Here is a 23,207-nt window from a genome sequence, read left to right on the forward strand (position 1 = left end):
CGACGCCGGCGGCCGGCGCCTTGACGCTTCCGGGACTCGGGACGCGAGACCGAGCGACCGGACGGCGGTACCGGTCGTCCGCGTACGGACCGGGAGCGATCCGGTCAGGTGCCGGTCGGGCCACCCGGGCCGCGCGGACCACGCGGCCCGCTCGGTCCGAACCGCGTAGCGCCGTCGCCACTGCCGTCGTCGTCGTCGCCGGTCGTCGGGCGCGTGAACCGCAGGAGCTGTTCGGCGCGGTCGGCCTTCGCGAGGAACACCTCGGTCAACGTCGGTGGATTCCCGACGTCGAGCGACGAGAGCAGTTCCTCCGGTATCGCGAGTGTCTCCGCTGGCACGCCGTCGTCGCCGTGTACCGGGAAGTGCGCCGTGTCGAGCTTCATGACGAGCGACTCCGGTGTCGACGCCGTCGCGTCGGTGGTGTACAGTTGCTTGCTGACCCGTTCGTGCGTGGTACGCTCGATGAGCGCACGCTCCTCGCGCGACGGCGTGACGTACAGCCGCCCGAGGTAGTAGCCGCTTGAGAACTCCTCGAACATCTCGCAACCTAGTCCATGATACTTGTTACCAAAAGCCTTCCGGGGGGTTCGGGACTCGAAACGCCAGACGGAACCACCGACGAGTCGAGCGGTCGCGACCCCAGGAACGGCGCTCTCGGTCCAACCGGCGCGCCTCCACGCCTATCCGACGGACCACGCGACCGGAACCCAGCACCCGAACACCGACTCGCCGCACCCGAGCACCGACTCGCGGTACCCGAGCACTGGGTCGCCGTCGGCGTGGCCGTCGCCAACGAGCGGAATCGACACCGCACGTCGGGTTGAACGCTCCTGAACGGTCGAGTGCGCACCCGAAACCGACGTGAACGGTTCGAAACGAACGACCTCCTTTTAGGGTGTGGCAGTCCTTCGACGAAGTGATGAGAACGACCCTCGCCGTCTCCCTCGTGCTGGTCGCGGTCCTCGGCGCCGTCTCCGTCGCCGCGGCCGGCCCGCTCGGGCCTGCCACCGTCGGGAGTCAGGCGCCGGCCGTCGGCGACACCGGCGGGACGGCACCGAACGGGAGCAACGCCAGTATGGGCGCGGAGGTGTCCGCGTTCATGCAAGCGAGCGCCTCGGACGCGAACGCCTCCGTCGACGAGGGGATGTTCGCCGCCGAGTGGAATCAGAGCAACGCGAGCGCCAACGCGCTCGTCGACAAGCGCGCGAAGACCCTGGAGAGCCGCCTGAACGCGCTCCAGAACCAGAAGGAGCGCTTGCTCGCACAGAAGGACAACCTCAGTGACGTCGCGTACACCGCTCGGATGAGCGCGCTCGCCGCTCGCATCGACGCGCTCCAGAACGCGCTGAACGCCACGAGCGACCGCGCCCGGATGGCGGGCGTGAACGCGACGCGACTGGACGAACTCCGGACGAACGCGAACAACCTGACCGGGCCCGAGGTCGCCGCCATCGCGCGGAACCTCAGCGTCGGCGTCGGCGGCCCGCCCGCCGGCACGCCCGGGAAGGGTCCCGGCGGCGCCGGTCCGCCCGGGCAGAACGAGACGACCGGGAACGGCGCACCGACCGCGAACGACTCCACGCCCGGGAACGGCACGCCCGGCGGGAAGAACGGCAGTACCGGCGGGCCAGCCGTCGAGAACCCCGGGAACGACACCATCCAGGGACCGACGACGAACGGCTCCGACGGGAGCGTGACCGCGGGAAACTCCTCCGGCGGTGGACCCGGTGGTAGCGGAAGCGACGGCGGCAGTGGGAGCGGTGGCGGGAACGGGAACGGCAGCGGGAACGGTGGCGGGAGCGGGAACGGCCCGAACGCGCTGACCGCGACCGGCGGCGAGCACGCGCCGTCGCTGTACCAGCGAATCGCCGGCCGGCGCTGACCTTGCGCGGTCGCCGACAGCAGACATTCTTTTACGCGCTCGCCGTCAACCCATAGCTGAATGGATTCCGCGGCCTTACTGGACCTCCTCGGGAACGAGAACCGACGGCGCATCCTCCGTCTACTCGCCCGGAAACCGTGCTACGTCACGGAGATAAGCGAGTACCTCGGCGTCTCCCCGAAGGCCGTCATCGAGCACCTCCGGAAGCTCGAGACCGCGGGCCTCATCGAGAGTCACACGGACGACCAGCGCCGGAAGTACTTCCACATCGCGCGGAACCTCCGACTGGAGGTGAACGTCTCGCCGTACGGGTTCGCGACGAAGAGCGCGTACCCGGCGTCGAAGTCCCTCAATCTCAACCGGTGCTCGCACCTCCAGCTCGAGATCCAGGACGCGGACGAGGACCACAACACGGACGAGCTATTGGGCGACCTCGCGCGCCTGGAGGAGCTGGAGAACGAACTCTCGCTCGCCCAGCGGTACGTGCAGGGCCGGATGACCGACGTCCTCGAACGCATCACGGAGGCCGTCGGTGCGGGCCAGGACTCGGGGATGTACGCGGACGTCCTCACGGCCGTGAAGCAGGAAGCGCGGAGCGTCGTCGAACTCGCGAACGCGGTCGACGCACCGCCGGGGATGGTCGAGGAAGTGCTCGTGGACCTCCAGGAGAACGGGCTCGTGACGCACGAACCCGAGGGCTGGACGCTCGCCACCGACGACTAGGCGAGACGGTCGAGGAGCGCGAAGTAGCGGGGGTGTGCGTCGTCGTCGTAGTACTCGCGAGCGACGCCCATCGTCGCGGTGACCCCCAGGAGCGTCCCTTCGACGACGGCGAGGAGGCCCACGACGGCGTCTGGGAGGCCGCCCAGGAGGACGACGAACGCCGTGAACCCGAGGAGTGCGACGACGACGCCGAGCGCGTGGTCGCGGACGACGCCGCGAGTGCCGCGCGTCCCGGTACGCGACGTGATCGAAGCGCGCGTCCGACCGCAGTCGGAGGACTGCCATCGGTGGGACGAGAACGGGGAGGGCGACGCCGAGGTAGGTCGTCGCGGTCGCCTCGACGCCGAGTGCGTTCGCGGCGAGCGCCGCGGCGCGGACGACGACGACGACCGCGAGGAGCGTCGCCGCCGCGAGCGCGAACGCTCGCCACGGGTCGAACTCGTACTGCTCGTGCGTGACGTCTGGCACGCGCCGGAATTTGGCTGACTGCGGAAAATACGCTTCGCCTGCGAGACAGGTCCGCGTCTCGACGCGACTACCAGCCGGGGACGTCGTCGTCGCCACCGCCGCCTTCGACGTCGGCGGTGAGGCCGGCGCGGAGGTCCCGCCCGAAGTAGTGGCCGAGGAGCGCGACGAGCATCGTCGCGACCGTCGAGACGGCGAGGATGGGCACGCCGATACCCGAGAGCGTCACGAACATGTTCGTCGTGACGAGCGCGACGAGGAACCCGACGACGCCGCTCGCGACGAGCGTCTCCGCGTACCGGCTGTCGCTCGCCCCGAGCCCGTGCGCGAACGCACCGACGCCGACCCCCAGCAGGCGCGCGAGCCCACCCACGAACGGGATCGGGATGAGCCCGCCCGCCATCGCCCCAGCGAACACCAGCACCGCCGAGATACCCGCGCTCTTCGGGTCGAAGTACTTCCGGAACCCACGGTCGTCCGTCGCCGCGGCCGCGTCCGCGCTCGCCGCCGACCCCTGCTGTGCACTCCGCTCACGACTCCTCGAACCGGCGTCCAGGTCAGCCATCGCATCGTCGAGAGCCGCATCACTCGCAGACGCGTCACCGGACGTGCCCGCGCCACCGCTCCCGGCGTCGTCCATCCCGCTGAGGATGTCGTCCGTCTCGGACAGCAACTCGTCCGTGGACTTCTCGACGGTCTCCTCCTTCGACCCGTCGCTCATACCCACCTCTTCCTCTCGAACCGGCATGGGCCTTTCGCACAACCTTTCTTCTGCGTCGGGTGCGCCTGCGGCGCACCGCTCCTTGAAAAAACGTTGCTGAAAAAAGGCCGCTCGCGCTCTCCGAGCGCTCGCGGTGAGTGCGCCGAACCGCACCGCTACCGCAATAGCGACCGTACCGCACCGCTACCGCAATAGCGACCGTACCGCGACCGCATCAGCGACCGCACCCGGGTTTTACGCCTCGCGTAAACTTCGGGTGGGTGGTCGCGTGATGGGGGACGAGTGGGAGGGTTCGGGGCGTGCCGCGACGCGTCCCCGACGACTGCGGCCAAACGAGTGGCTTCAAGTCCACGCACGCGGTACCGCGAGGTATGAATCCAGGCGACCGCGTTCGCGTCGACCGCGCGGACCAGACGTACGAGGGCGTGCTGTTGCCGTCGAGTGACGCGGAGCAACTCGTCGTGAAGCTCGACGGCGGCTACAACGTCGGCGTGACGCGCGAGGACGCCGACGTGGACGTGCTCGAGTCCGGCGTGTACGACATCGAGGGCGACGAGCCCGACGAGGGCGAATCCTCGACGATCGAGTTCGACGAGGACCTCCCTACCATCAGTCTCATCTCCACGGGTGGGACCATCGCGTCCACCGTCGACTACCGCACCGGTGCGGTGACCGCGCAGTTCGACGCGGAGGACGTCCTGCGCGCCGTCCCGGACCTCGCGGGGCGCGCGAACTACCGCGGGCGCGTCGTCGCGAACATCCTGAGCGAGAACATGGACCCCGGCATCTGGCAGGAGCTCGCGCACGCCGTCCACGAGGAGATCGAGAACGGCGCGGACGGCGTGGTCGTCATGCACGGGACGGACACGATGCAGTACTCCGCGTCCGCGCTCGCGTTCATGCTCGACACGCCCGTCCCGGTCGTGTTCACGGGCAGTCAGCGCTCGGCGGACCGGCCGTCCTCTGACAACGTGATGAACGCGGTATGTGCGGTCGAGGCCGCCAAGAGCGATTGCGCTGAGGTCCTCCTCTGCATGCACGCGAGCGAGAGCGACGACGACTGCGCGCTCCACCGCGGCACCAGGGTCCGGAAGAACCACACGAGCCGCCGCGACGCGTTCGAGACCGTCGGCGCGGCACCGCTCGGCGTCGTCGACTACGACGCCGCCGCCGACGAGGACCCGGACGCTGTCACGTTCCGCCGCGAGCACCAGGCACGCGACGGCGTCGACCTCGACATCGAACCCGCGCTCGCGTCGGACGTCGAACTCGTGAAGTTCACGCCCGGCATGGACCCCGCGTTCCTCGAGTACTGCGAGGGCAAGGACGGTCTCGTCGTCGAAGGCACCGGCCTCGGGCACGTCCACACGGACCTCATCCCGACGCTGGCGTCGCACGTCGACGACGGCACCACCGTCGTCATGACGAGCCAGTGCCTCGAAGGCCGCGTCTGCGACCGCGTGTACGACACCGGCCGCGACCTCCTCGACGCCGGCGTCGTCGAAGGCGAGGACATCCTCCCGGGGACGGCGAAGGTGAAGCTCATGTGGGTGCTCGCGAACCGCGACGACCCCGCCGCGGCAATGGGAGCGGACCTCGCCGGCGAGATACAGGAGCGGTCGGTGCCCTGGGAGTGACGATGCCCGACGACGAGGGGCGGACCGACGGGACCGACGCGACGACGAATCTCGCGACCGACGGGACCGACGCGACGACGAACCTCGTGGCCGACGGCGGCGTCGAGGCGACCGCGGCGGCGGACGCGACGTACCGGCGTGCGACCCACGACGACTACGACGACGTCGAGGCGTTCACCGCGGACACGTGGAGCGACCGCGACGGCAGCGACTACATCCCGCGGATCTATCACGACTGGATCGAGGCCGACGACCCCGACCGCCACGACCAGCAGTACACGTGCGTCGCCGAGGTCGACGGCACGGTCGTCTCCATCGCCCAGACCGTCCTGTTGAGCGAGCACGAGGCGTGGTGCCAGGGGATGCGGACCGACCCCGACTATCGCGGCGCGGGCATCGGGAAGGAACTCACGCACGAGATGTGGGACTGGGCGCGCGACCACGGCGCGACGGTCGCGCGGAACATGGTGTTCTCGTGGAACATGGCGGGCCTCGGGCACTCGCGCGGCGTCGGGTTCGCGCCCGCGACCGAGTTCCGCTGGATGCACCCCGACCCCGACGCGGACGCGACGATACCGGACGGCTACCGGCTGTCGAGCGACGTGAACGCGGCGTGGTCGTACTGGACGGCGAGCGACGCCCGCGCGCACCTCGGCGGCCTCGGGCTCACCGACGAGGAATCCTGGGCGGTCAGCGAACTCACCCGCGACTCGTTCGCCACCGCGGCCGACGACCGCGAGCTCGTCGTCGTACAGAGCGACCGCGGAACGCACGCCGTCTCCTATCGCGTCCGGGACTTCGAGCGCGAGGACGACGACGGCGTCGAGCAGACCTACGCCGAGTACGGCGTCGCCGGCTGGGACTCCACGACAGCGCTCCGCGCGCTCGTCGCCGGAATCGCCCGCGACGCCGCCAGCGTGGACGCTACCACGACGCGCGTCCTCATCCCGGAGACCGCCCGCCACGTCTCCGACGCGAGCCTCGTCCGCGCCGGCATCAGCGACGAACCCGACTTCGTCATGGCCGCCGACCTCACCGCCGACTACCGGAACGACGCACACCTGGGGTGAACTCGCGATTCGACGCGCGTCCGCGTTCGTCCGGTCGGCGTCCCCCGACCGCCGTTGGCGGAGCCGTTAAGCGCCCGTAGCCCGCGGTCTCTGACGTGACCGACGCGCACGAGGAGTCGCTGCGTTCGCTGCTCGCTCGCGGTGCGAGCGCACTCGCCGTCGACGTCCGCGAGCGCGACGCACCCGTCACGGGGCTGGTCGTCGCGAGCACGCTCGTCGTGTTCGTCGTGCAAGCCGTCACCGCCGTCCGCCTGAACGCGCCCATCGGGGTCGTCACCGCGTCCGTGTTCGTCAGCGAACCCGTGCTCGCGTGGGTGCTCTCCCCGCTCCTGCACCGCGACGTCGGGCATCTCGTCGCGAACGTCGTCGTCCTCGCGTTCGTCGGGACCGTCGTCGAACCGCACTTCCGGCGCCGCGACTACGTCGCGTTCCTCCTCGCAGCCGCCGTCCTGGCGGCGCTCGGCGGCTACCTCTCGAAGGCCGCGTTCACCGGCCGGCCGGTGACCGCCTACGGCGCGAGCGGTCTCGCGTACGCCGTCGCCGGATACGCGCTCGGCGTTCCCGTCGCCGGCGTCCCCCTCGACCGCGACGCGCTCTCGATGTACGGCGTCCTCGACCGCACCACGCCCGGGGAGCGCGTCGCCGCCGTCTTCGGCATCGCTGCCGGCGCGACCGTCCTCGCGGACGTCGCCACCGGCCCGTACCTCGCGTTCGACTGGCTCAACGGCGCACACCTCGTCGGGTTCCTCGTCGGCGTCTGGACCGCGTGGACGCACCGTCTCCACCGGCGGAACGGCCGCGGCGGCGACACCTGACCCGAACGCACGGACGCCGGGAATGTCGCCGGGTTTAATCTCCGAGCGCCGGCATGACTCGGATATGAACCGCGAGGAACTCGCCGCCAGCATCGACCACACCGTCCTCGGCCCGGAGACCACGCTCGACGACGTCCACACCGTCCTCGACACCGCCAGCGAGTACGGGATGAACGCGTGCATCCCGCCGTGTTACGTCGCCGAAGCCAGCGAGTACGCGCCCGACGTGACGCTCGCGACCGTCGTCGGGTTCCCGCACGGCCAGCACGCCCCCGCTGCGAAGCTCGACGAGGCGACGCACGCGTGGGACGACGGCGCCGACGAACTCGACGTCGTCATCAACGTCGGACGCCTCAAAGCCGGGGACGTCGACGCCGTCGAAGCCGAGCTCGCGGACCTCGTCGCCGCCGTCCCCGTCCCCGTGAAGGTCATCATCGAGACCGCACTCCTCACGGACGACGAGAAGCACGCCGCCTGCGAGGCCGCCGAAGCCGCCGACGCCGCCATGGTCAAGACCAGCACCGGGTTCGCTGACGGCGGCGCCGTCGTCGAGGACGTCGAACTGATGAGCGAGTACCTCCCCGTCAAAGCCAGCGGCGGCGTCGGGGACTACGCGACTGCCAAGGCGATGTTCGACGCCGGCGCCGTCCGCATCGGCGCGTCCTCCGGCGCCGCCATCGTGGACGACTACGACGCGACCGAGTGACAGTCAGTAGCGTCGACGACTACGACGCGGCCTACTGAGAAATGCCTCGATCCTCCCGCTCGCAGCCGCCTACCATCGATAGCGGCATCGTCGGTCGAAACCGCCACCGTCACTCGACAGCGTCAGCGCTCGCCGCTGGCGACTGCCGGTGCTGGTCGACGCGACTGCCGGTGCCGGTCGACGCGACGGTCGAAAGAAAGAACGCGTGGAGGGCGACCGGGTGGTTACTCGTCGCGACGCCGGAGGCGCCCGAGCAGGAGCGCGGAGACGGCGGCGACCGCGGCGAACGCCGCGGACGCGCCGAAGCCGGGCAGGCCACTGCTCCCGCTCTCGCCGGCGTCCGTGCCAGTGCCGGCGGTCGTCGTCGTCTCGGGCTCCTCGATGCCGAGGTAGTCACGGGCCTCCTCCTGGTCCATCTTCGGGAACGACTGGGACGCCGGGTCCCAGTCACCGGGGAGGTGGACTTCGGTGTCCTCACCGACGGCCTCGTGCGCGCGAACGTCGCTTTCGGACGCGTTCTCGCCGAACGCCCCTTCGACCGCGACGTACGCCTTCGAGTCCTCGCCGAGGTTCGCGTTCATCGACGCGATGTCCCCGCCGAACTCGTCCTGCATCACGGAGCGGAACGACGTCATGTTCTCGAAGCTCGCACCAGCCTGGAACGTCACCTCGTCGCTCCCGACGTTCACGTTCATCTTCGCCTTCTCGAACTCGGAGCGCTGGAACGCTTCGACGAACCGCTGGACGTTGTCGGTGTTCGACCCAGTGCTCGCGGAGTCAGCGGACTCCATGAAGTTCCCGAGCGTCTGGTCGACGAGGTTCTCCTGCTCGACGCTGTACTCCATCTCCGCGACGATCTCCTCGCCCTCGGTCTGGGCGGTCGCCGAGAACGACACCGAGCCGCCCGTCGGGACGTCGCGCTTCTCCAGCTCCGAGAGGTACGCCTCGTAGTTCTGCGTGTTGAACTGGAACGACCCCTGGACGCGGACCGCGTCCTCGCTCGGCGAGGAGAGCGACCCGTCCCAGGAGTACGTCTGCACGAAGTCCGAGGCCTTCATCGCCTCGTACTGCTTGCGCGCCGTCTCGATCTGCTCGGTCACGTTCTCGTCGTCGCTCGCCTCCTCCGCGAGGTCGAGGCCGGCGTCGACGAGCGGCTCGTACTCGCTCAACTGGACGTCCCAGGACGCCTGCATCGACTTGCCCTCGGCGTCGAGTTTCGCGTGCACGCGGTCGACGTTGAGCTCCGCCACGGCGTCACCGACCGCTTCGGCGGTCTCCGTGGACACCTCGACGTCCTCCGCGTTCGTGATCGACTGCGCGACCTGCTGGCCGAGCGCGTCGTCGATGTTCGAGTACACGATCTGGTACTCGATGTCCAGCAGCATCCGGCCGTCGTCGGCCTCGGTGAACGAGTAACTGGACACGCGCACGTCCGCGCTCCCGCCGAGCGCGGTCGCGATGCTCGCGTACTGCTGTTCGATGGTCTCGGTCGCGTTCTCCTCGCTGTCCCACTGGCTCGCGAAGTACGACGACACGTAGTACTCCTCGGACGCCTGCAGGCGGTACTGGTTCGTGCCCTCTTCGAGCGTGTACTCGCGGTGCTGGACCATCCCGAGGTCCTCCGCGTACTGGACGTTCGCGGATCCGCTCGTCGAGAACTCGTTCGCGGCGACGGACATCTCGCCGTCGGTGGACGCGGACTCGACGGTGGAGGTCATCGAGTACTCGCTGTCGTCGACGTACGTCATGTCGAAGTTCGCTCGCGCGGACGCGTCGGACTCGGTGCGTTTCGCGCTCACGTCGACGTCGAGGCTCTCCAGGTTCTCCGGGCGCGGCGCCTGGAACGAGCCGTTCCCGGCGAGCGAGGACGGCGTCAGGACGACCTGTGCGCCGCCCGTGACGTTCGTCTCCTCCTCGAGGTCGTCGCGGACGAGCACGTGCATCAGGCCCTCGGTGACGTTCAGGCCGAGGTGGCCGGTTGCGGTGGATGCGGTGCCGTCCATGCTGTCGTTCTGCTCGTACACGAGGACGGCGTCGCCGTTCTCGTGCACGAATATCTCGTCTGCCGATTCGACGGTTTCGTTGTCCGCCGGCGTCGTCGCGTCGACGGACGCCGCGGCTGCCCCGCTCGAGGGGGCTGTCGTCGCGCCCGCCAGGGCGGTCACGCTCGCGGCGCTCGAACACACGATGAGGAGCGCCACCAGCAAGGCGGTGGACGACCGTAGTTTGTCGGGGAGTTCCATGCACTAGTTCGTAGCACTGGGTTCCTATAATCGTTTCCCGTTTGACATTCGTTGCGGTGCGTTCACATGATGCGTGGGACGAGCGGATGAAAACATCCTGCGAGCGTGGTCGCGGTTCGAAATCGCGCTCGGCGTTCGCGCGCGTCTGGCCCACGAACCCCACCCGTCGTATCGGAATGCGAGAACCTTCTGTCGCGCGCTGAACCGGTAACCGCTGCTGGTTCCCGGTGACGCCCCCGCACCGGCTGCCCTCCCTCGCTCGACGTTCGCATTCGTCGCGACACGCGGCGGCATGCGGCCGCACGTGGCGACACGTAGAGACAGGCCTGCGGTCGTCGCCCGGCGCGTGCCAGTGCAGCGCGCACTCGCGGCCGCCAGCGAAGGGGTATCGTCGCGCTTTTGGTCGCCCGACGGCAAACACGCGTAACTGGCATGGCCCGGTACCACATCGAGACGTACGGGTGTACCTCGAACCGCGGCGAGAGCCGTCAGATCGAGAGCGCCCTCCGCGACGCCGGCCACTACAAGGTCGACTCCCCGGACGAGGCCGACGTCGCCATCATGAACTCCTGTACGGTCGTGGAGAAGACGGAGCGGAACATGCTCCGTCGGGCCAAGGAACTCGAGGACGAGACCGCGGACCTCATCGTCACGGGCTGCATGGCGCTCGCCCAGAGCGAGGAGTTCCGCGAGCACGACGTCGACGCACAGATACTCCACTGGGACGACGTCCCCGAAGCAGTCACGAACGGCGAGTGCCCGACGCCCGGCCCCGGGACCGAACCCGTGCTCGACGGCGTCGTCGGCATCCTCCCCATCGCGCGGGGCTGCATGAGCGACTGCTCGTACTGCATCACGAAGGCGGCGACCGGGAAGATAGACTCCCCGCCCGTCGAGGAGAACGTCGAGAAGGCGCGCGCGCTCGTCCACGCCGGCGCGAAGGAACTCCGCATCACCGGCCAGGACACCGGCGTCTACGGCTGGGACGACGGCGAACGGAAGCTCCACGTCCTCCTCGACCGCATCTGCTCGGAGATAGCGGGCGACTTCCGCGTGCGCGTCGGGATGGCGAACCCGAAGGGCGTCCACGGCATCCGCGAGGAACTCGCGGCCACCTTCGCCGAGCACGACGAACTCTACAACTTCCTGCACGCGCCCGTGCAGTCCGGGAGCGACGACGTCCTCGGCGACATGCGCCGCCAGCATCAGGTGAGCGAGTACGTCGAGGTCGTCGAGACGTTCGACGACGCGCTCGACGAGTGGACGCTGTCGACGGACTTCATCGTCGGGTTCCCGACGGAGACCGACGCGGACTTCGAGCAGACGATGGCGCTCCTGCGGGAGACGCGCCCGGAGAAGATCAACGTCACGCGGTTCTCGAAGCGCCCCGGGACGGACGCCGCGGACATGAAGGGTCTCGGCGGCACCGTGAAGAAGAAGCGCTCGAAGGCCATGTCGGAGTTGAAGATGGACGTCGTCGGCGAGGCGTACGACGCGATGGTCGGCGAGCGCCGCGAGGACTGCCTCGTCGTCGAACAGGGCACGGGCGACTCCGTGAAGTGCCGCGACGCGGCGTACCGCCAGATCATCGTCCAGAACGCGAGCGAGCACGACCTCGAACCCGGTGACTTCGTCGACCTCGAGGTCACCGGGCACTCGACGGTGTACGCGTTCGCCGACCCCGTCCGCAAGCGCCAGCCCGCGGACTGACCCACCACCACCACCGGTTCGACGGACGTCGATATCACCTTTCGACGTGTTTTTGTCGTGCGAGCGAGTCCCACGTCCCATGACCGACACGGACCCGCGTCGCAACCTCGCGCGCCGCATCGCCGGCGAGGTGACGCTCTCGACCGACCCGGGCGCGACCATCCGGAAGTGGCGAACCGACTTCGACGTCAGTCAGACCGAACTCGCGAACTCGCTCGACGTCTCCTCGTCGGTCATCTCCGACTACGAGAGCGGCCGCCGCGAATCACCCGGCATCGGGTTCGTCCGCCGCGTCGTCGACGGGCTGCTCGACATCGACGAAGCACGCGGCGGCGACCGCATCCGCCAGTACGCCCGCGTCGTCTCCGCCGGCTTCGACAGCGACGTCGTCGCCGACCTCCGCGAGTACCCCCGCACCGTCGCCCTCGACCGGTTCTACGACGCCATCGACGCCACCGAGGTCCAGGCGGGCGACGCCGACCGCGTCAGCGGCCACACCGTTATCAACTCCATTGCCGTCATCACGCGCCTCTCCAGCGAGGAGTTCTACCGCCTCTACGGCCAGAGCACGTCGCGCGCCCTCGTCTTCACCGACATCACGCGCGGCGAGAGCCCGCTCGTCGCCCAGCGCGTCGTCACCCCCACGCCGAACGCCATCGTCCTCCACGGCATCACCGAAGACGACCTCTGGGAGCACGCCCCCAAGCTCGCACGCGCCGACGGCCTCAGCCTCGCACTCACCCAGCAGGACCCCGACGAGATGCTGGACGCGCTCGCCGGACTGCCCTGAGTCATAGATTGAGCAGCTCGAACCCCATCACTGTGTTCAGCGGGCCATGACAAACCGTCAACCAGTATCGAGTAGTCAGACGACTGGAGTCCATCATCACGTCCGGAGCTGGGAGGTGACGATACTTTCTCGTCGGATGGTGTGAAAGTTCGCGTTGCCCGTCATCCCGCGGTCGCCGAGCTACGAATGCAGAGATACGACGCCAACACGAACGAGACTGACGGAAGCTACGAAAACATGGCCTCGTGAATCAGAACGTTTCTGACTCTCGACTGTCACTCCTCTTGGTTCGTCTTGACAGCTGGTTCCAAATATTCGATATCGATGTATGCGTACTCGACACCGAGGTCCGGCGGCTGGTAGAAACGTTTTCTTGGCATGAACTCGACCTGGGTCACGCCTCCTCGGACTATACCGAGTATATTCAAAATAACAAAAAATAGACGAGGCAAAGTTTATAATATATTTTCTCATACATAATATAGAAATACTGCCCTTCTCTCCTCAAACATCCATATATCAGTGATACAATAAAAGTAGCAAAAAATCGATTTCTTTGGCTACCAGTTCTGTCGTATGGGTTCCGAAGAAACTACTACCAATACTTCTATTTTATCAGGTTCTCTGATATGCTTCGGGACATTACTGGGAACGATGCCTATAATTGGTCTCTTCGTCCTCAATCAAGAACAGTCAATTATCGATAGACCGGAAGTTCTTGTCGGTGCTGCGCTGCTCGCGATTACGATTACCGCTTTGACGATCTATACTCGGTCGGATGCGGTCGAATCTATCATTCACGATGCCGACGCTTCAGAGACCATATGGGGAGAACTCATCAGTTACACAGTACTCTTGATTGCTGCATTTATTGTGACTAGTTTCGTACTCATTCCTATACAAACCCGCCTCGGACATCCGGAACTGACGAGCTTCGTTCAGCTCTCCCTCTGTACGGGTATCGGACTAGTTATCATCTCCTTACACCGGAACAAACGGATTGAACTCCCGAGCTGGATTACTGCAGCCCAGTGGGGATTCTGGGATCACTTTGCGCTGTTCGGCGCCGTCACTGCACTGACGGTCATCTATTCGAACACCGTGTTCGACCCGACGAGTGGACTACTAGCTGGAACTGGCCTCCTATTTGGGGCCACCGCGGTGCTTTTAAAAATAAAAACCACGGTTGATAATCGACCAAACTCTTCGTCGACTGCATCCTAATTGTACGATTGAATCTCTTCGCCAAGATAGGGCAACGGGCGACGTGTCGGTTTTAATGGTCTTTCGGAGTGTTTGATGGCTTCTGACTGTGTCTCTGGTGCAGCGTTCGAATGCGATATTGTTTATCTGTCCCTGACAGATATTTATCTGACACGTGGTCTGCTTGAACGGATTGTCCGCTATTCCACGTACGTGTACTTCCGTTCGCCCATGCGGCCCCAGCCGTCGAACACGAACTCCGCGCTCGGCGTCGTGAACTCCTCCAGTTCCTTGTCCATGTCGTGATTGTGGCGGTCGTGGACCTCCTCGTACTCCGCCCAGGAGAGGTCGTAGCGCGCCGCCACCTGCTCGTCGACGTTCAACGCCGCGATCTCCTCGCGCCAGCCGTCCTGCACCGTCTCACCGTGAATCTCCGCCTGCGCACCGGAGCCGTACGACGCCACGAGAAGGTTCTCGCCCGTGACGTCCACGTCGTTCTCGTACGCCGACTTCAACGCCGCGATGCGCGCCACGTGCACCGACGCCGTGTACCAGTTCCCGACGTCGCGCGCGATCGAGAGCGTCGGGTCGACCGTCGCGTCGTACCAGTCCCGGTACTGGTCGGTGTCCTTCAGCGCGCTCATGTACTCGCGGACTGCCTCCTCGTACGCGCCGTCGTCGTCGAAGCTCTCGCGGCGCGGCTGCCGACCGATCTCCCCCGCGAGCGCCTCCTCGTGCTCCGTATCGCGAGTGACGTGCCGGTACGCGAGCGCCGCCGCCTTCCGGACCATCCCCGGGAACGGCGTATGGAACGGCGCGTACGCGAAGTCCTCCAGATGCACGTCGCCCGCGACGCTCTCGTAATCCTCGAGCGCCTCACGCATCCGCGCGAGATACACCTGCACGGAGCGCTTCCCGTCGACACTCGGGAACTGCTGGTTCGGCTTCAGGAAGTCCGTCTCGTCCGCACTCCCATAGCCCTGCTCGGTACTGAGCTCCACGAGGTCCGGGTCCTCGTCGATGAGGAGCGCCACCGCACCCGCGCCCTGCGTCGCCTCACCGGCGTCACCGCGCGCGTACAGCGCCGTATCCGTCGCCACGACGATCGCCTTCCTGCCGCGATTCCGGCCCGCGCGAATCCAGTTGTACGCGTCGTCGATCGACTGGGTGCCCGCGATGCACGCGAACTTCCGCTCGCCCTTGTTCGCGTGATGGAAATCACCCTCGTACACCTGCTCGAGACACCCAGCGATGTACGTCGAGATCGGCTTCGAGTTGTCGAAACTCGACTCCGTCGCCACGTCGATACGACCGATGTCGTCCGGTTCCAGGCCCTTCCGGTCCATCAGGCGCTTCGCCGCGTTCGCGCCCATCGTCACGATGTCCTCGTAGCTATCCGGGAACGACGACGCCCGCAGCCCGAGCCCCTTCGTGTACTTCTCCGGGTCGTCCCCCTTCTCCGGCGCGAACGTCTCCGCCAAGTCGAGTTTCAGATTCCCTGTCCACAGCTCGACCGCGTCGATACCCACGCTTGTCATACCCCCTACTCGTCGCGGCCGCTATTTGGGCGTGTCGATGAACAGTTCGACTATCGTCGAAAGCGGTGGGGTTTCAGATGTCGTCGATGACGACGGTAATCGTGCGTCCGTCGGAGAGTCCCAACGTGACCGTAACCGTGCTCCCCGCGACGTTCACGGCGTCGCCGTTATTCTTCCGGAAGTACGCGAGGGTGACTCTCGCGTCCTCGCCCGTGCCGATTTGGGAAGACAAGTCGAGTTGGTACGTCGTACCCAGGGTCATCGTGCCTTCACGGTAGCCATCTCCCGACGGGCTGGCGACGTAGACCTCAACGGTTCCAGGGGCAACCCCAAAGGCGGTCTCTTCGAGTTCTCCTGCAGGGCCTCCGGATACTGAAACCGTGGCATTCTGGACGGTCACCGCCGAAGTGTCGTCGTTCGAGATAGTGAACGACAGACTACCGGTCCCCTCATCGTTCGTCGAGCCGCTCCCCGAGACGTAGTTCAGACCGGAGCGGTCGAGGTCGTTGACTGTCACGTTCACCGTATCCGTACTACTGCGGCCCCTGGCGTTGGTGGTCGTCAAGGTGACCTCGACCTCCTCGTTCCCGGTCACGTCGACGCCGCTGGCGTCGAACGTCGCGGCCGGCGTGGACGTGTCGGCATCCGTGACACTGACCGGGAGGTCGCTCGGGTTCCGGGTGACTGCCCATTCGTAACTGGTGACAGATCCACCGGGACTGGAACTGGCACTGCCGTCCAGCGTCGTCGTCGACCCCTCGTCGACGACGGTATCTGGACCTGCTTCGGCGGCGGGCCCAGCGACGAGGTCCATGGTGAACGTCTCTGTCAGCGTCCCGCCGCCTTGCACGCGATACGTGACGGTTATCGCCACCTCCTCGCCGGTCATGTTGACGTTCGTGGGGCCGGACTGGTCGTAGAACTCGTAGATGTAGAACCTCGCCTCCGAGCCGCTGGACATGACGGGGTTCCCGTTGTTCACGCCCGCACTGTTGTCGAGGTCCACGACCAGTCCACCCGCAGGCACCGACTGGTACTCGGTGTCGAATAGCTGGTAGTCGACGTACCCGTTCCCCGTGTCCGCGAACACCACTATCTCGTTCACCTCCGGTTGTCCGTTGGCGCCGCCGAGCTTGTCCGAGAGCCCGTCGATAGAGTCGTTCAGCGGGTCGATGGTTACCTCGAGAAGCGTGACAGGCTGGGAGTGACCGTTCGAGAGGTTGAACTCGATGCCGCCCCGCGGATCAGTGTCGATACTCCCGGAGTTGTCGCCACCTTCCAGTGCCACGCCGTCGCCGACGTAGTAGAGCGTGCCGGACGTGGACTGGACGGTCACGGTCCTCGTCGTCGTCGACGTCGCGCCCTCGTCGTCGGTCACAGTCAACGTCACTTGATACGTCCCCGTCGACGCGTACGTGTGCGTCACCGACTCTCCGATCGCGGTCGTGCCGTCGCCGAACGCCCACTCGTAGCTTGTGATGGAACCGTCGACGTCCACGCTATCTGCGGCGTCGAACGTCACCAGCGTTCCGGCGTACGGCGACGGCGGCGAGAACGACACGTTCGCGGTCGGCTGACAATTGTGCGCGCCCGCGGACACGCAGATGTCGTCGACGAACCACGAGTCGTCGTAGGTCGTGCTCGTCTGAACGATGCGAACTGCAAAGTTCGAATGGAGCGCGTTCGGGTCGGTCAACGTTGCCGATACCTGTTGGTATGGTTCGTTCGACCCGGTCGCTGCGATGGTCTGAACGGTCGTCCACGTGCCGTCGCTGGCGCGATACTGGACGAGTAGGGCCTCGCCGGACTCTGGCGGGTCGCCACCCGGCTCGCCCTGTTTGACCGCCAACGTGACGTTCACCGAGGGTCTGCCCGACGTGTCGAGCACAGTCGAGACGATACCGCCGTTCGTGCTGACGTCAGCGATGTGGACCGCCCGAGTCGGGGAGTTGGAGACAGTCGTTCCGGTGGCGACAAACACCTCACCGGACGGTGCGTTCACGCGCGACCAGTTCCCGTTGGCGTCGAGTGACCGGCCACCCTCGAAGTCGTCGTGGATGCCGACGCCAGGTTCGTCGACCGTGACCGTCCGTGTCGTCGTGTTCGTCACGCCCGCAGCATCCGTCACGGACAGCATCACGGTGTACGTTCCAGCGTCGTCGTACCCGTGACTCACAGTCTCGCCGGTTCCGGTCGTTCCGTCCCCGAAGTCCCACTCGTAGGTCAACGCATCCCCGTCCGGGTCCGTCGTCGCGCTCGCGTCGAACGCGACATCCTCCAGGGTCGTCGGATCCGACGGCGTCGCCGTGAACTCGGGTTCAGGGTGGCCGTTCAGGCGCTCGATCATAATCGCTCCCACTTTCGGATTCTGCGGCCCCTCGTATGGGAGGTCGATGTCGAGCGTCCCGTCGGTCACCGTCACGTTGTACGTGAGGTCCAGGCGGGTATCTGGGCCTACCTCGTCGTGGATACTGAGATCGTTCCGCCGGGTCGTTCCCTCGAGCGCAACGTCGAACACCCGCGGGTTCGACGGCGATATCGGGTCGTAGATCTCGGCGAACTTCAGCGTGACGCGGTACTCGCCGTCGGGCACGGCAACCTCGTACTCGAGGCTCGAACCGGCGCTGTACGCCTCGGTCTGGTAGAGAGTATCGTCGACGGTACCGTTTACAGTGTCGGCTGTCTCGTACGTCTGACTTCCACCGTCGACCCGCGAGATGCTCGAACCGTCCGCGTCATCGTACGTGACGCCCTCGCAGGACGTGTACGTGTCCCCGCCGGCGTTCAGCGTCGCGACGACGGTCCGCGGTTCGGGGTCGACCTCGACGGTCGCGGTCGTCGACCGGCGCTCACCGTCGGTACTGATGGTGGTTACCTCGACGGTCCGCGTGCCAGCGCAGTCGAAGACGTACTCGATGCTCGAGCTCGTGGTGTTGACGACGTACCCCTCCCCGAGGTCGAACACGTAACGTTCGATGGACGCAGAGCGGTCGGTCGAGCCGCTGGCGTCGACGGTCACCGCAGTCTGGGTCGTCGCCGGGTCCGGCGATAGCGAGAGATCGGTGACGAACCGGGGCGTGAAGTACGATCCCTCGTCGGTCGCCGACCAGTCGCCGGGCTCGTCGTTGTCGACCGGCGTCCCGTTCGCGTACGTGTCACGGACCGCGACTTTGCCGGCGGTACCGCCGGAGAACGTGAAGCTCCAGCCGTTTGACGTCGACGCGCTACCGTACGCGAACTCGTCGACGACGCGGCCGCTCGTCGTGTTCACGAGTTCGAGCGGCTCGCCGCCGTTCGCGAGAACGCCGTTGCCCCCCGGCTGGAACTCGACAAGCGTGACGTCCGAGGGGACGACCCACTGGTCGCGGAACGCCGTCTCGTTCCTGACGAACCAGACGACGTCAGCGTTCGCTGGCAAGTTGGCGGCGGCGCTCCCGACGCCGCTCTCGTCGTCGCGCACCACCCAGTCGCTCGTGTCCCTCACCTCGGAGACGTTCACCGCGATGAACTCGCCGTCGCTGTCGTCGAGCGCGTCCGGGTTCGGTTCGACGGCGGTGATGTATCCCACTCTTGTCGGGTCGGCGTCTTCGACGACGATGCGAATCCGGTCGCCGGTTCCGCCACCCGTGACGTACACGTACGCCCACCCCCGCTGGTTCACGGTGAGGTTCACCGAGCCGACAGCTGCATCGTTCGACCGCGACGTCGCGTTCTTCACCGTGAGCACCCGCTGGTCGCTCACGCTGAACTCGACCAGCGCACCCGAGAGCCCGTCAGTCGTCGCGTTCAACTGCACCACGGACACCGAGCCCCTGTCGACGGTCAGGTTCCCGTCCTCGATCGATAGCTTCCCCGACCGGCCTGCGATCTCGCCGGGACTCGGCCACGCCACGGTGTACGTTCCCCCACCGATTCCCGAATTACTGTCGTCGCTCGATTCCCCGTCCGCGACGGTGAAGTTGACGAACGCGGTCGATGCCTGGTTTCCTCCGAACGAGGACGACCCGCTCCGGTTCACGCGCACGGAGACGTCCTGATCGCCGTCCACGTCGTCGACGGCGTACGTCAGTGTCACCTCGCCGTCGGGGTCGGTCCGGAGGTTCGTGAACGTCCGCTTCGACGCCCCGTCGGCGGAGAGCTCCCCGGGGCCGTCGAGCGACACGTTCACCGTCGCGTTCGACACCGGGTTGTCGAACCGGTCGCGGACCTCGAAGGTGACGCGGTGGTCGCTGCTCTCGCGGACCGTCGCCGTCCGGCCGTCGACCACGGTCACGTACGCCGGCGGCTCTCCAGCCTCGGGCGCCGACCCGACGCGGACCTTCGACAACTGGAGGTCGTACGTCTCGTTGCCCTCCAGGGTCAGCACGAGGAGGTCCCAGTCCTCCGGGCCGATGTTCGCGGGCTTCACGCTCACGTTCTTCACGTAGGCGTCGTCGTCCGGCGCCCCGCTGAGTTCGCCCGCGAGGCGGTCCTTCCACGTCGCCTGGTCGAGGTTCGTCGGCACCCGAATCTGTATGGGACCCCCGGAGTCGTTCCGGACCCGCACCGTCGTCGGCGACGCCGACGCCGGATACAGCTGGAGGTCCGTCGGCGCGACCTCGCCGCTCGACGCCTTCGAGTACGAGCCGTTCACGGTCACGAGCGAGATGTCACGGCCATTCACGAGCCCCTGGTCGGCGTGCTGCCGCCAGAAGCTACCGTACCTCGAGTACACGAGCGAGTTCTCGTACACGATACGCTCGGGACCGCCGTCATACGCCTGCAGCGCGGGGTCGTACACGAACGCCGCCGTCGAGAACGACCTGTTCGCGCCCGTCCAGTAGTCGTTCTCCTCCTCGTCGACCGCGGTCGCGTTCGTCACGTTCGTCGCGAACCCATCCGCGCCACTCCCCACCGTCCGCAACCGCCCACCCGTCGGCGGCGGATTCACGAACAACGTCCGGTCCGGGAACCGATTCCCGAGCGACACCCCCACCTGCTTCGTCCCCGACCCGGACCCCATCGACCCGACCGTCGCCCCCAACTCCTGCATCTGGGACTGCACCTCCTGCACGTGATTGAACTCCACGCGCTCGTTCTGCTGGGGAACCACACCCACCTGCCAGCCGACCGCCGCCGTGATGAGCACCCCGAACAGGAGCACGAACCCGATGGTCTCCGACTGCGCTCGAATCCCGCCAAACCCTCTCTTCGCTTGCCCCCCCAACACGTCACGCTACCCCTGCGATACCTGAAGCTGCCGAGATACGATTCCCGTCTTCGTCACGGACGTATCCCGTAGCCCCACTGGTCGTCACATACCGGAGATAGCCGCTTTGCCCGACGTAAATTACGTCCTCGACATTATCCCCCGTGTAGTCGAACATCGCAATCGGTGCACCACCCACTGGCTTGTCGGCGGGTGAGAGTTGGTCACCTTGCCCGTTAGAATCGAGTTCGTACAACCACGGCGTTGAGCTTGCTCTGTAGACGATACCTTCGTTCGCCGTGATATCGACGGAGGGGTCACTAATCGAATGTACAGAACTCGGTGCGACGGTAGTATCGTCGATCGTATTTTTATTTTTGTTCTGTGGCTTGAGGTGCTTGACATTGCCGTCACCAGCGACGAAGACGATGTGATTCTGTCCGCCACTGAAGCTAGCTGTCCCAGCGACTGCCTGTGCAGAGATGGTCCCGGTGTCGTCCTTGATATTGGTATAAACGACCTGCGCGTTCCCGTTCCCGTCTACACGGTGCAAGTTATCATTGCCATTCACGAAGTACACGTACGGTCCGCTGCCGCGGTACGTGCCCACCCCGATTCGCGCCTGCTTGGCGGTCGTCCCACTGGCACCGTCAATCAGCGTTTGCACTTGACCATCCAAATCAATCATCTTGAGGTCGTTATTCCCCGTCACGAACGGGACTTCGACCTTTCCGTCACCGTCTAGGTCTGCGTTCATCGGGCCGATGGCCTTCACCGTCCCCGTCTTCGCTGGATCGTACGCCTTCACGACTCCATTCTGTCCAACAGTTCTGAGTTCTCCGCTCTTCGTAAACACGATACCGGGTTGAGCCATCGCTGCCGAGATGCCAGTCACGCGCAGCGTCGTCCGGTTTCCGCCGGCGCCGCTGGAGGCGAACACGACGACGTCGCCGTTCTGGTTCAGGACGACGTCGGTGCTGTTCTCGCCGTTCCCCTGCGTCTCGCCGTTCTCGGGGTCGACGGTCGCGATCGTCGTGTCGTTCACCGCCCACGACACGCTCGCGCCGACCGCCGTCGGACTGGTGCCCATCGTGACGTTCACCGTCGACAGCTGGCTGCCGTCGACGACGCACGTGCGATTCGTCGGCCAGTTCGGACAACTTACCGCGCCCGCAGGCGTGTTCGTCTCGGAGACCTTCACGAGCGTCACGTTGTACGCGCCGTTCCCGCCACCGCCGCCGCTGGCCTTCGACACGGAGACGTTGAACGTCACCGAGGTCGACTTCCCGGCGGCGTTCGAGAGGGAGACGTTCACGCGTGCGTCGGTCTTCGCGTCCGGTGCCTCGTACGTGAACCCGACGCGACCGTCGTCGCCGGTCTCCGTCCCGTTCGGCTCCACGATACTGCCCTCGTCCCGTGACGCCCATTCGACTCTCGCGTCCATCTCGACGCCCGACAGGGGATTGTTGAACTCGTCGCGGACCTCGACCGTCAGCGTCTCCTTCGCGCCTGCGGTCGTCGACACGTTCTTTGCGGACCCCGTCGTCACGTAGCGGTCCGCGGGCTCCGCGTTCACGTTCGTGCCGACGCCTGCCTTCGCGAGCGACAGCGAGTACGTTGCACTCGGGTCCATCACGAACTCGATGCGGTAGGCGTCAGTGCCCGAGATCGGGCCAACCGGGTTCACGGCGTCGACGTACCCGCCGCTCCCCGACATCTCACCGGCCTCGGTCAGTATCGTCTCCCAGCGAGTGGCCGCGTCCGCGAGCGAGTCACCGAGTCGCGTGACGACAGAGATCGTTACTGGGTTCGATGACGTTCCCTCGACGCTAACCCGGGTCGAGGACGCGCTCACCGGGCGTACCGTCACGGACGCCGCTCCGCCCTGCTCGTCGTACGAGCCGTTCAGTGCGGTCAACGAGATGCGTCGCCCATCGAAGAGCGACTGCGAGTTCACGACGATGTCCTCACCGTTCGGGAACTGGTTGTAGACGAGCGAGTTCGACACGACAGTCCGCGGCGCTTCGCTGTAGACGTTGTAGTTCGGGTCGAAGACGAACCCGCCACTGCGATATGTCTGCGTCGTCGTTCCATCCCAGAAGTCGCCCGTCTCGCCGGTCGCCGCCGCGTTCTCGATCTCGATAGTGAACGCAGGATTCCCGGTGCCGAACGTCCGCAGTCGCCCCGTCGGCCGCGGCGGATTCACGAATATCGTCCGCGCCGGATATCCCGTCGACGACTCCACGACGACCGTCCGCGCACCGCCCGCCGTCGGCGTCGACCCGACCGCACCCTGGAGGTCCGCGAGCTGTCGCTGGACCTCCTGGTTGTGGTTGAACTCCACCTGTTCGTTCTGGTTCGGGACGACCGACGCCTGATAGGCGGTGATGGCGATGATGACGAACGCGAACAGCACTATCGCTCCCACCTGTATCGCCACTGCACGGTCGTCCGAACCGAACGGCATTACGAATCGATAACCAGTGCGCAAGTAAAACCCTTGTTGCAGATTCCCC

Annotated in this window: 18 protein-coding genes; 10 read left to right on the forward strand and 8 right to left on the reverse strand. The window is 66.2% G+C overall.

What is annotated here, in order from left to right; all coding sequences use genetic code 11:
* Positions 1 to 104 precede the first annotated feature (104 nt).
* Positions 105 to 539 carry a DUF5802 family protein gene (locus LI336_RS12725; RefSeq protein ID WP_368408376.1) on the reverse strand — a complete coding sequence of 145 codons (435 nt, stop codon included), beginning with the start codon at positions 537 to 539 and terminating at the stop codon, positions 105 to 107.
* A gap of 380 nt (positions 540 to 919) precedes the next feature.
* Between LI336_RS12725 and LI336_RS12730 the strand changes: the two genes are divergently transcribed.
* Both LI336_RS12730 and LI336_RS12735 read left to right on the forward strand, forming a co-directional pair.
* A complete protein-coding gene (locus LI336_RS12730) occupies positions 920 to 1,882 on the forward strand; it encodes an OmpH family outer membrane protein (RefSeq protein WP_227133512.1) in 963 nt (320 codons plus the stop codon).
* 60 nt (positions 1,883 to 1,942) lie between these two features.
* On the forward strand, positions 1,943 to 2,605 hold the full coding sequence (locus tag LI336_RS12735; protein WP_227133513.1) for an ArsR/SmtB family transcription factor: 663 nt from the start codon (positions 1,943 to 1,945) through the stop codon (positions 2,603 to 2,605).
* Here LI336_RS12735 and LI336_RS20200 read toward each other — a convergent pair.
* Positions 2,602 to 2,727, reverse strand: coding sequence for a hypothetical protein (locus tag LI336_RS20200; RefSeq protein WP_264475416.1), 126 nt, complete (start codon positions 2,725 to 2,727; stop codon positions 2,602 to 2,604). The genes LI336_RS12735 and LI336_RS20200 overlap by 4 nt on opposite strands.
* A gap of 40 nt (positions 2,728 to 2,767) precedes the next feature.
* Here LI336_RS20200 and LI336_RS12740 point away from each other — a divergent pair, with 40 nt between their 5' ends.
* Positions 2,768 to 3,091, forward strand: coding sequence for a hypothetical protein (locus LI336_RS12740; protein WP_227133514.1), 324 nt, complete (start codon positions 2,768 to 2,770; stop codon positions 3,089 to 3,091).
* Between the two features lie 49 nt (positions 3,092 to 3,140).
* On the opposite strand, the gene LI336_RS12745 is transcribed toward LI336_RS12740, so the two are convergent.
* The gene (locus LI336_RS12745; protein ID WP_227133515.1) at positions 3,141 to 3,791 is read right to left on the reverse strand and encodes a DUF8526 domain-containing protein; all 651 of its coding nucleotides are present in this window, start codon (positions 3,789 to 3,791) and stop codon (positions 3,141 to 3,143) included.
* 371 nt (positions 3,792 to 4,162) lie between these two features.
* Between LI336_RS12745 and gatD the strand changes: the two genes are divergently transcribed.
* From gatD to deoC, 4 genes are all read left to right on the forward strand, one after another.
* On the forward strand, positions 4,163 to 5,428 hold the full coding sequence (gatD, locus tag LI336_RS12750; RefSeq protein WP_227133516.1) for a Glu-tRNA(Gln) amidotransferase subunit GatD: 1,266 nt from the start codon (positions 4,163 to 4,165) through the stop codon (positions 5,426 to 5,428).
* A gap of 2 nt (positions 5,429 to 5,430) precedes the next feature.
* Positions 5,431 to 6,498, forward strand: a complete 1,068-nt coding sequence (locus LI336_RS12755) for a GNAT family N-acetyltransferase (RefSeq protein ID WP_227133517.1) — start codon at positions 5,431 to 5,433, stop codon at positions 6,496 to 6,498.
* A 95-nt stretch (positions 6,499 to 6,593) separates the two neighbouring features.
* The gene (locus LI336_RS12760) at positions 6,594 to 7,313 is read left to right on the forward strand and encodes a rhomboid family intramembrane serine protease (protein ID WP_227133518.1); all 720 of its coding nucleotides are present in this window, start codon (positions 6,594 to 6,596) and stop codon (positions 7,311 to 7,313) included.
* Positions 7,314 to 7,377: 64 nt separating this feature from the next.
* Entirely contained in the window at positions 7,378 to 8,019 is a 642-nt protein-coding gene (deoC, locus tag LI336_RS12765; RefSeq protein ID WP_227133519.1) for a deoxyribose-phosphate aldolase, read from the forward strand.
* Positions 8,020 to 8,243: 224 nt separating this feature from the next.
* On the opposite strand, the gene LI336_RS12770 is transcribed toward deoC, so the two are convergent.
* A complete protein-coding gene (locus tag LI336_RS12770) occupies positions 8,244 to 10,262 on the reverse strand; it encodes a hypothetical protein (protein WP_227133520.1) in 2,019 nt (672 codons plus the stop codon).
* 432 nt (positions 10,263 to 10,694) lie between these two features.
* Between LI336_RS12770 and LI336_RS12775 the strand changes: the two genes are divergently transcribed.
* Both LI336_RS12775 and LI336_RS12780 read left to right on the forward strand, forming a co-directional pair.
* Positions 10,695 to 11,972, forward strand: coding sequence for a tRNA (N(6)-L-threonylcarbamoyladenosine(37)-C(2))-methylthiotransferase (locus LI336_RS12775; RefSeq protein ID WP_227133521.1), 1,278 nt, complete (start codon positions 10,695 to 10,697; stop codon positions 11,970 to 11,972).
* A 79-nt stretch (positions 11,973 to 12,051) separates the two neighbouring features.
* Positions 12,052 to 12,762, forward strand: a complete 711-nt coding sequence (locus LI336_RS12780; RefSeq protein ID WP_227133522.1) for a helix-turn-helix domain-containing protein — start codon at positions 12,052 to 12,054, stop codon at positions 12,760 to 12,762.
* A gap of 275 nt (positions 12,763 to 13,037) precedes the next feature.
* Here LI336_RS12780 and LI336_RS20205 read toward each other — a convergent pair whose 3' ends face one another.
* Entirely contained in the window at positions 13,038 to 13,160 is a 123-nt protein-coding gene (locus LI336_RS20205; RefSeq protein ID WP_264475417.1) for a hypothetical protein, read from the reverse strand.
* Between the two features lie 178 nt (positions 13,161 to 13,338).
* On the opposite strand from LI336_RS20205, the gene LI336_RS12785 reads away from it, so the two are divergent.
* On the forward strand, positions 13,339 to 13,986 hold the full coding sequence (locus LI336_RS12785; RefSeq protein ID WP_227133523.1) for a hypothetical protein: 648 nt from the start codon (positions 13,339 to 13,341) through the stop codon (positions 13,984 to 13,986).
* A 179-nt stretch (positions 13,987 to 14,165) separates the two neighbouring features.
* Here LI336_RS12785 and hmgB read toward each other — a convergent pair whose 3' ends face one another.
* The 3 genes from hmgB to LI336_RS12800 form a co-directional block, all read right to left on the reverse strand.
* Positions 14,166 to 15,503: a hydroxymethylglutaryl-CoA synthase gene (hmgB, locus tag LI336_RS12790; RefSeq protein WP_227133524.1), complete on the reverse strand. Its 1,338-nt coding sequence runs from the start codon at positions 15,501 to 15,503 to the stop codon at positions 14,166 to 14,168.
* A gap of 73 nt (positions 15,504 to 15,576) precedes the next feature.
* Entirely contained in the window at positions 15,577 to 20,646 is a 5,070-nt protein-coding gene (locus tag LI336_RS12795; RefSeq protein WP_227133525.1) for a PKD domain-containing protein, read from the reverse strand.
* A gap of 67 nt (positions 20,647 to 20,713) precedes the next feature.
* Entirely contained in the window at positions 20,714 to 23,158 is a 2,445-nt protein-coding gene (locus tag LI336_RS12800) for a hypothetical protein (RefSeq protein WP_227133526.1), read from the reverse strand.
* Between the last annotated feature and the right edge of the window lie 49 nt (positions 23,159 to 23,207).

It is taken from the genome of Halorubellus salinus, assembly GCF_020567525.1.
In the GTDB taxonomy this organism is placed as follows: domain Archaea; phylum Halobacteriota; class Halobacteria; order Halobacteriales; family Natrialbaceae; genus Halorubellus; species Halorubellus salinus.

Coding starts and splice junctions, on each gene's coding strand:
- LI336_RS12725 (WP_368408376.1), bottom strand. CDS start 539: ATGTTCGAGGAGTTCTCAAGCGGCTACTACCTCGGGCGGCTGTACGTC.
- LI336_RS12730 (WP_227133512.1), top strand. CDS start 920: ATGAGAACGACCCTCGCCGTCTCCCTCGTGCTGGTCGCGGTCCTCGGC.
- LI336_RS12735 (WP_227133513.1), top strand. CDS start 1,943: ATGGATTCCGCGGCCTTACTGGACCTCCTCGGGAACGAGAACCGACGG.
- LI336_RS12745 (WP_227133515.1), bottom strand. CDS start 3,791: ATGAGCGACGGGTCGAAGGAGGAGACCGTCGAGAAGTCCACGGACGAG.
- gatD (WP_227133516.1), top strand. CDS start 4,163: ATGAATCCAGGCGACCGCGTTCGCGTCGACCGCGCGGACCAGACGTAC.
- LI336_RS12755 (WP_227133517.1), top strand. CDS start 5,431: ATGCCCGACGACGAGGGGCGGACCGACGGGACCGACGCGACGACGAAT.
- deoC (WP_227133519.1), top strand. CDS start 7,378: ATGAACCGCGAGGAACTCGCCGCCAGCATCGACCACACCGTCCTCGGC.
- LI336_RS12770 (WP_227133520.1), bottom strand. CDS start 10,262: ATGGAACTCCCCGACAAACTACGGTCGTCCACCGCCTTGCTGGTGGCG.
- LI336_RS12775 (WP_227133521.1), top strand. CDS start 10,695: ATGGCCCGGTACCACATCGAGACGTACGGGTGTACCTCGAACCGCGGC.
- LI336_RS12780 (WP_227133522.1), top strand. CDS start 12,052: ATGACCGACACGGACCCGCGTCGCAACCTCGCGCGCCGCATCGCCGGC.
- LI336_RS12785 (WP_227133523.1), top strand. CDS start 13,339: ATGGGTTCCGAAGAAACTACTACCAATACTTCTATTTTATCAGGTTCT.
- hmgB (WP_227133524.1), bottom strand. CDS start 15,503: ATGACAAGCGTGGGTATCGACGCGGTCGAGCTGTGGACAGGGAATCTG.
- LI336_RS12800 (WP_227133526.1), bottom strand. CDS start 23,158: ATGCCGTTCGGTTCGGACGACCGTGCAGTGGCGATACAGGTGGGAGCG.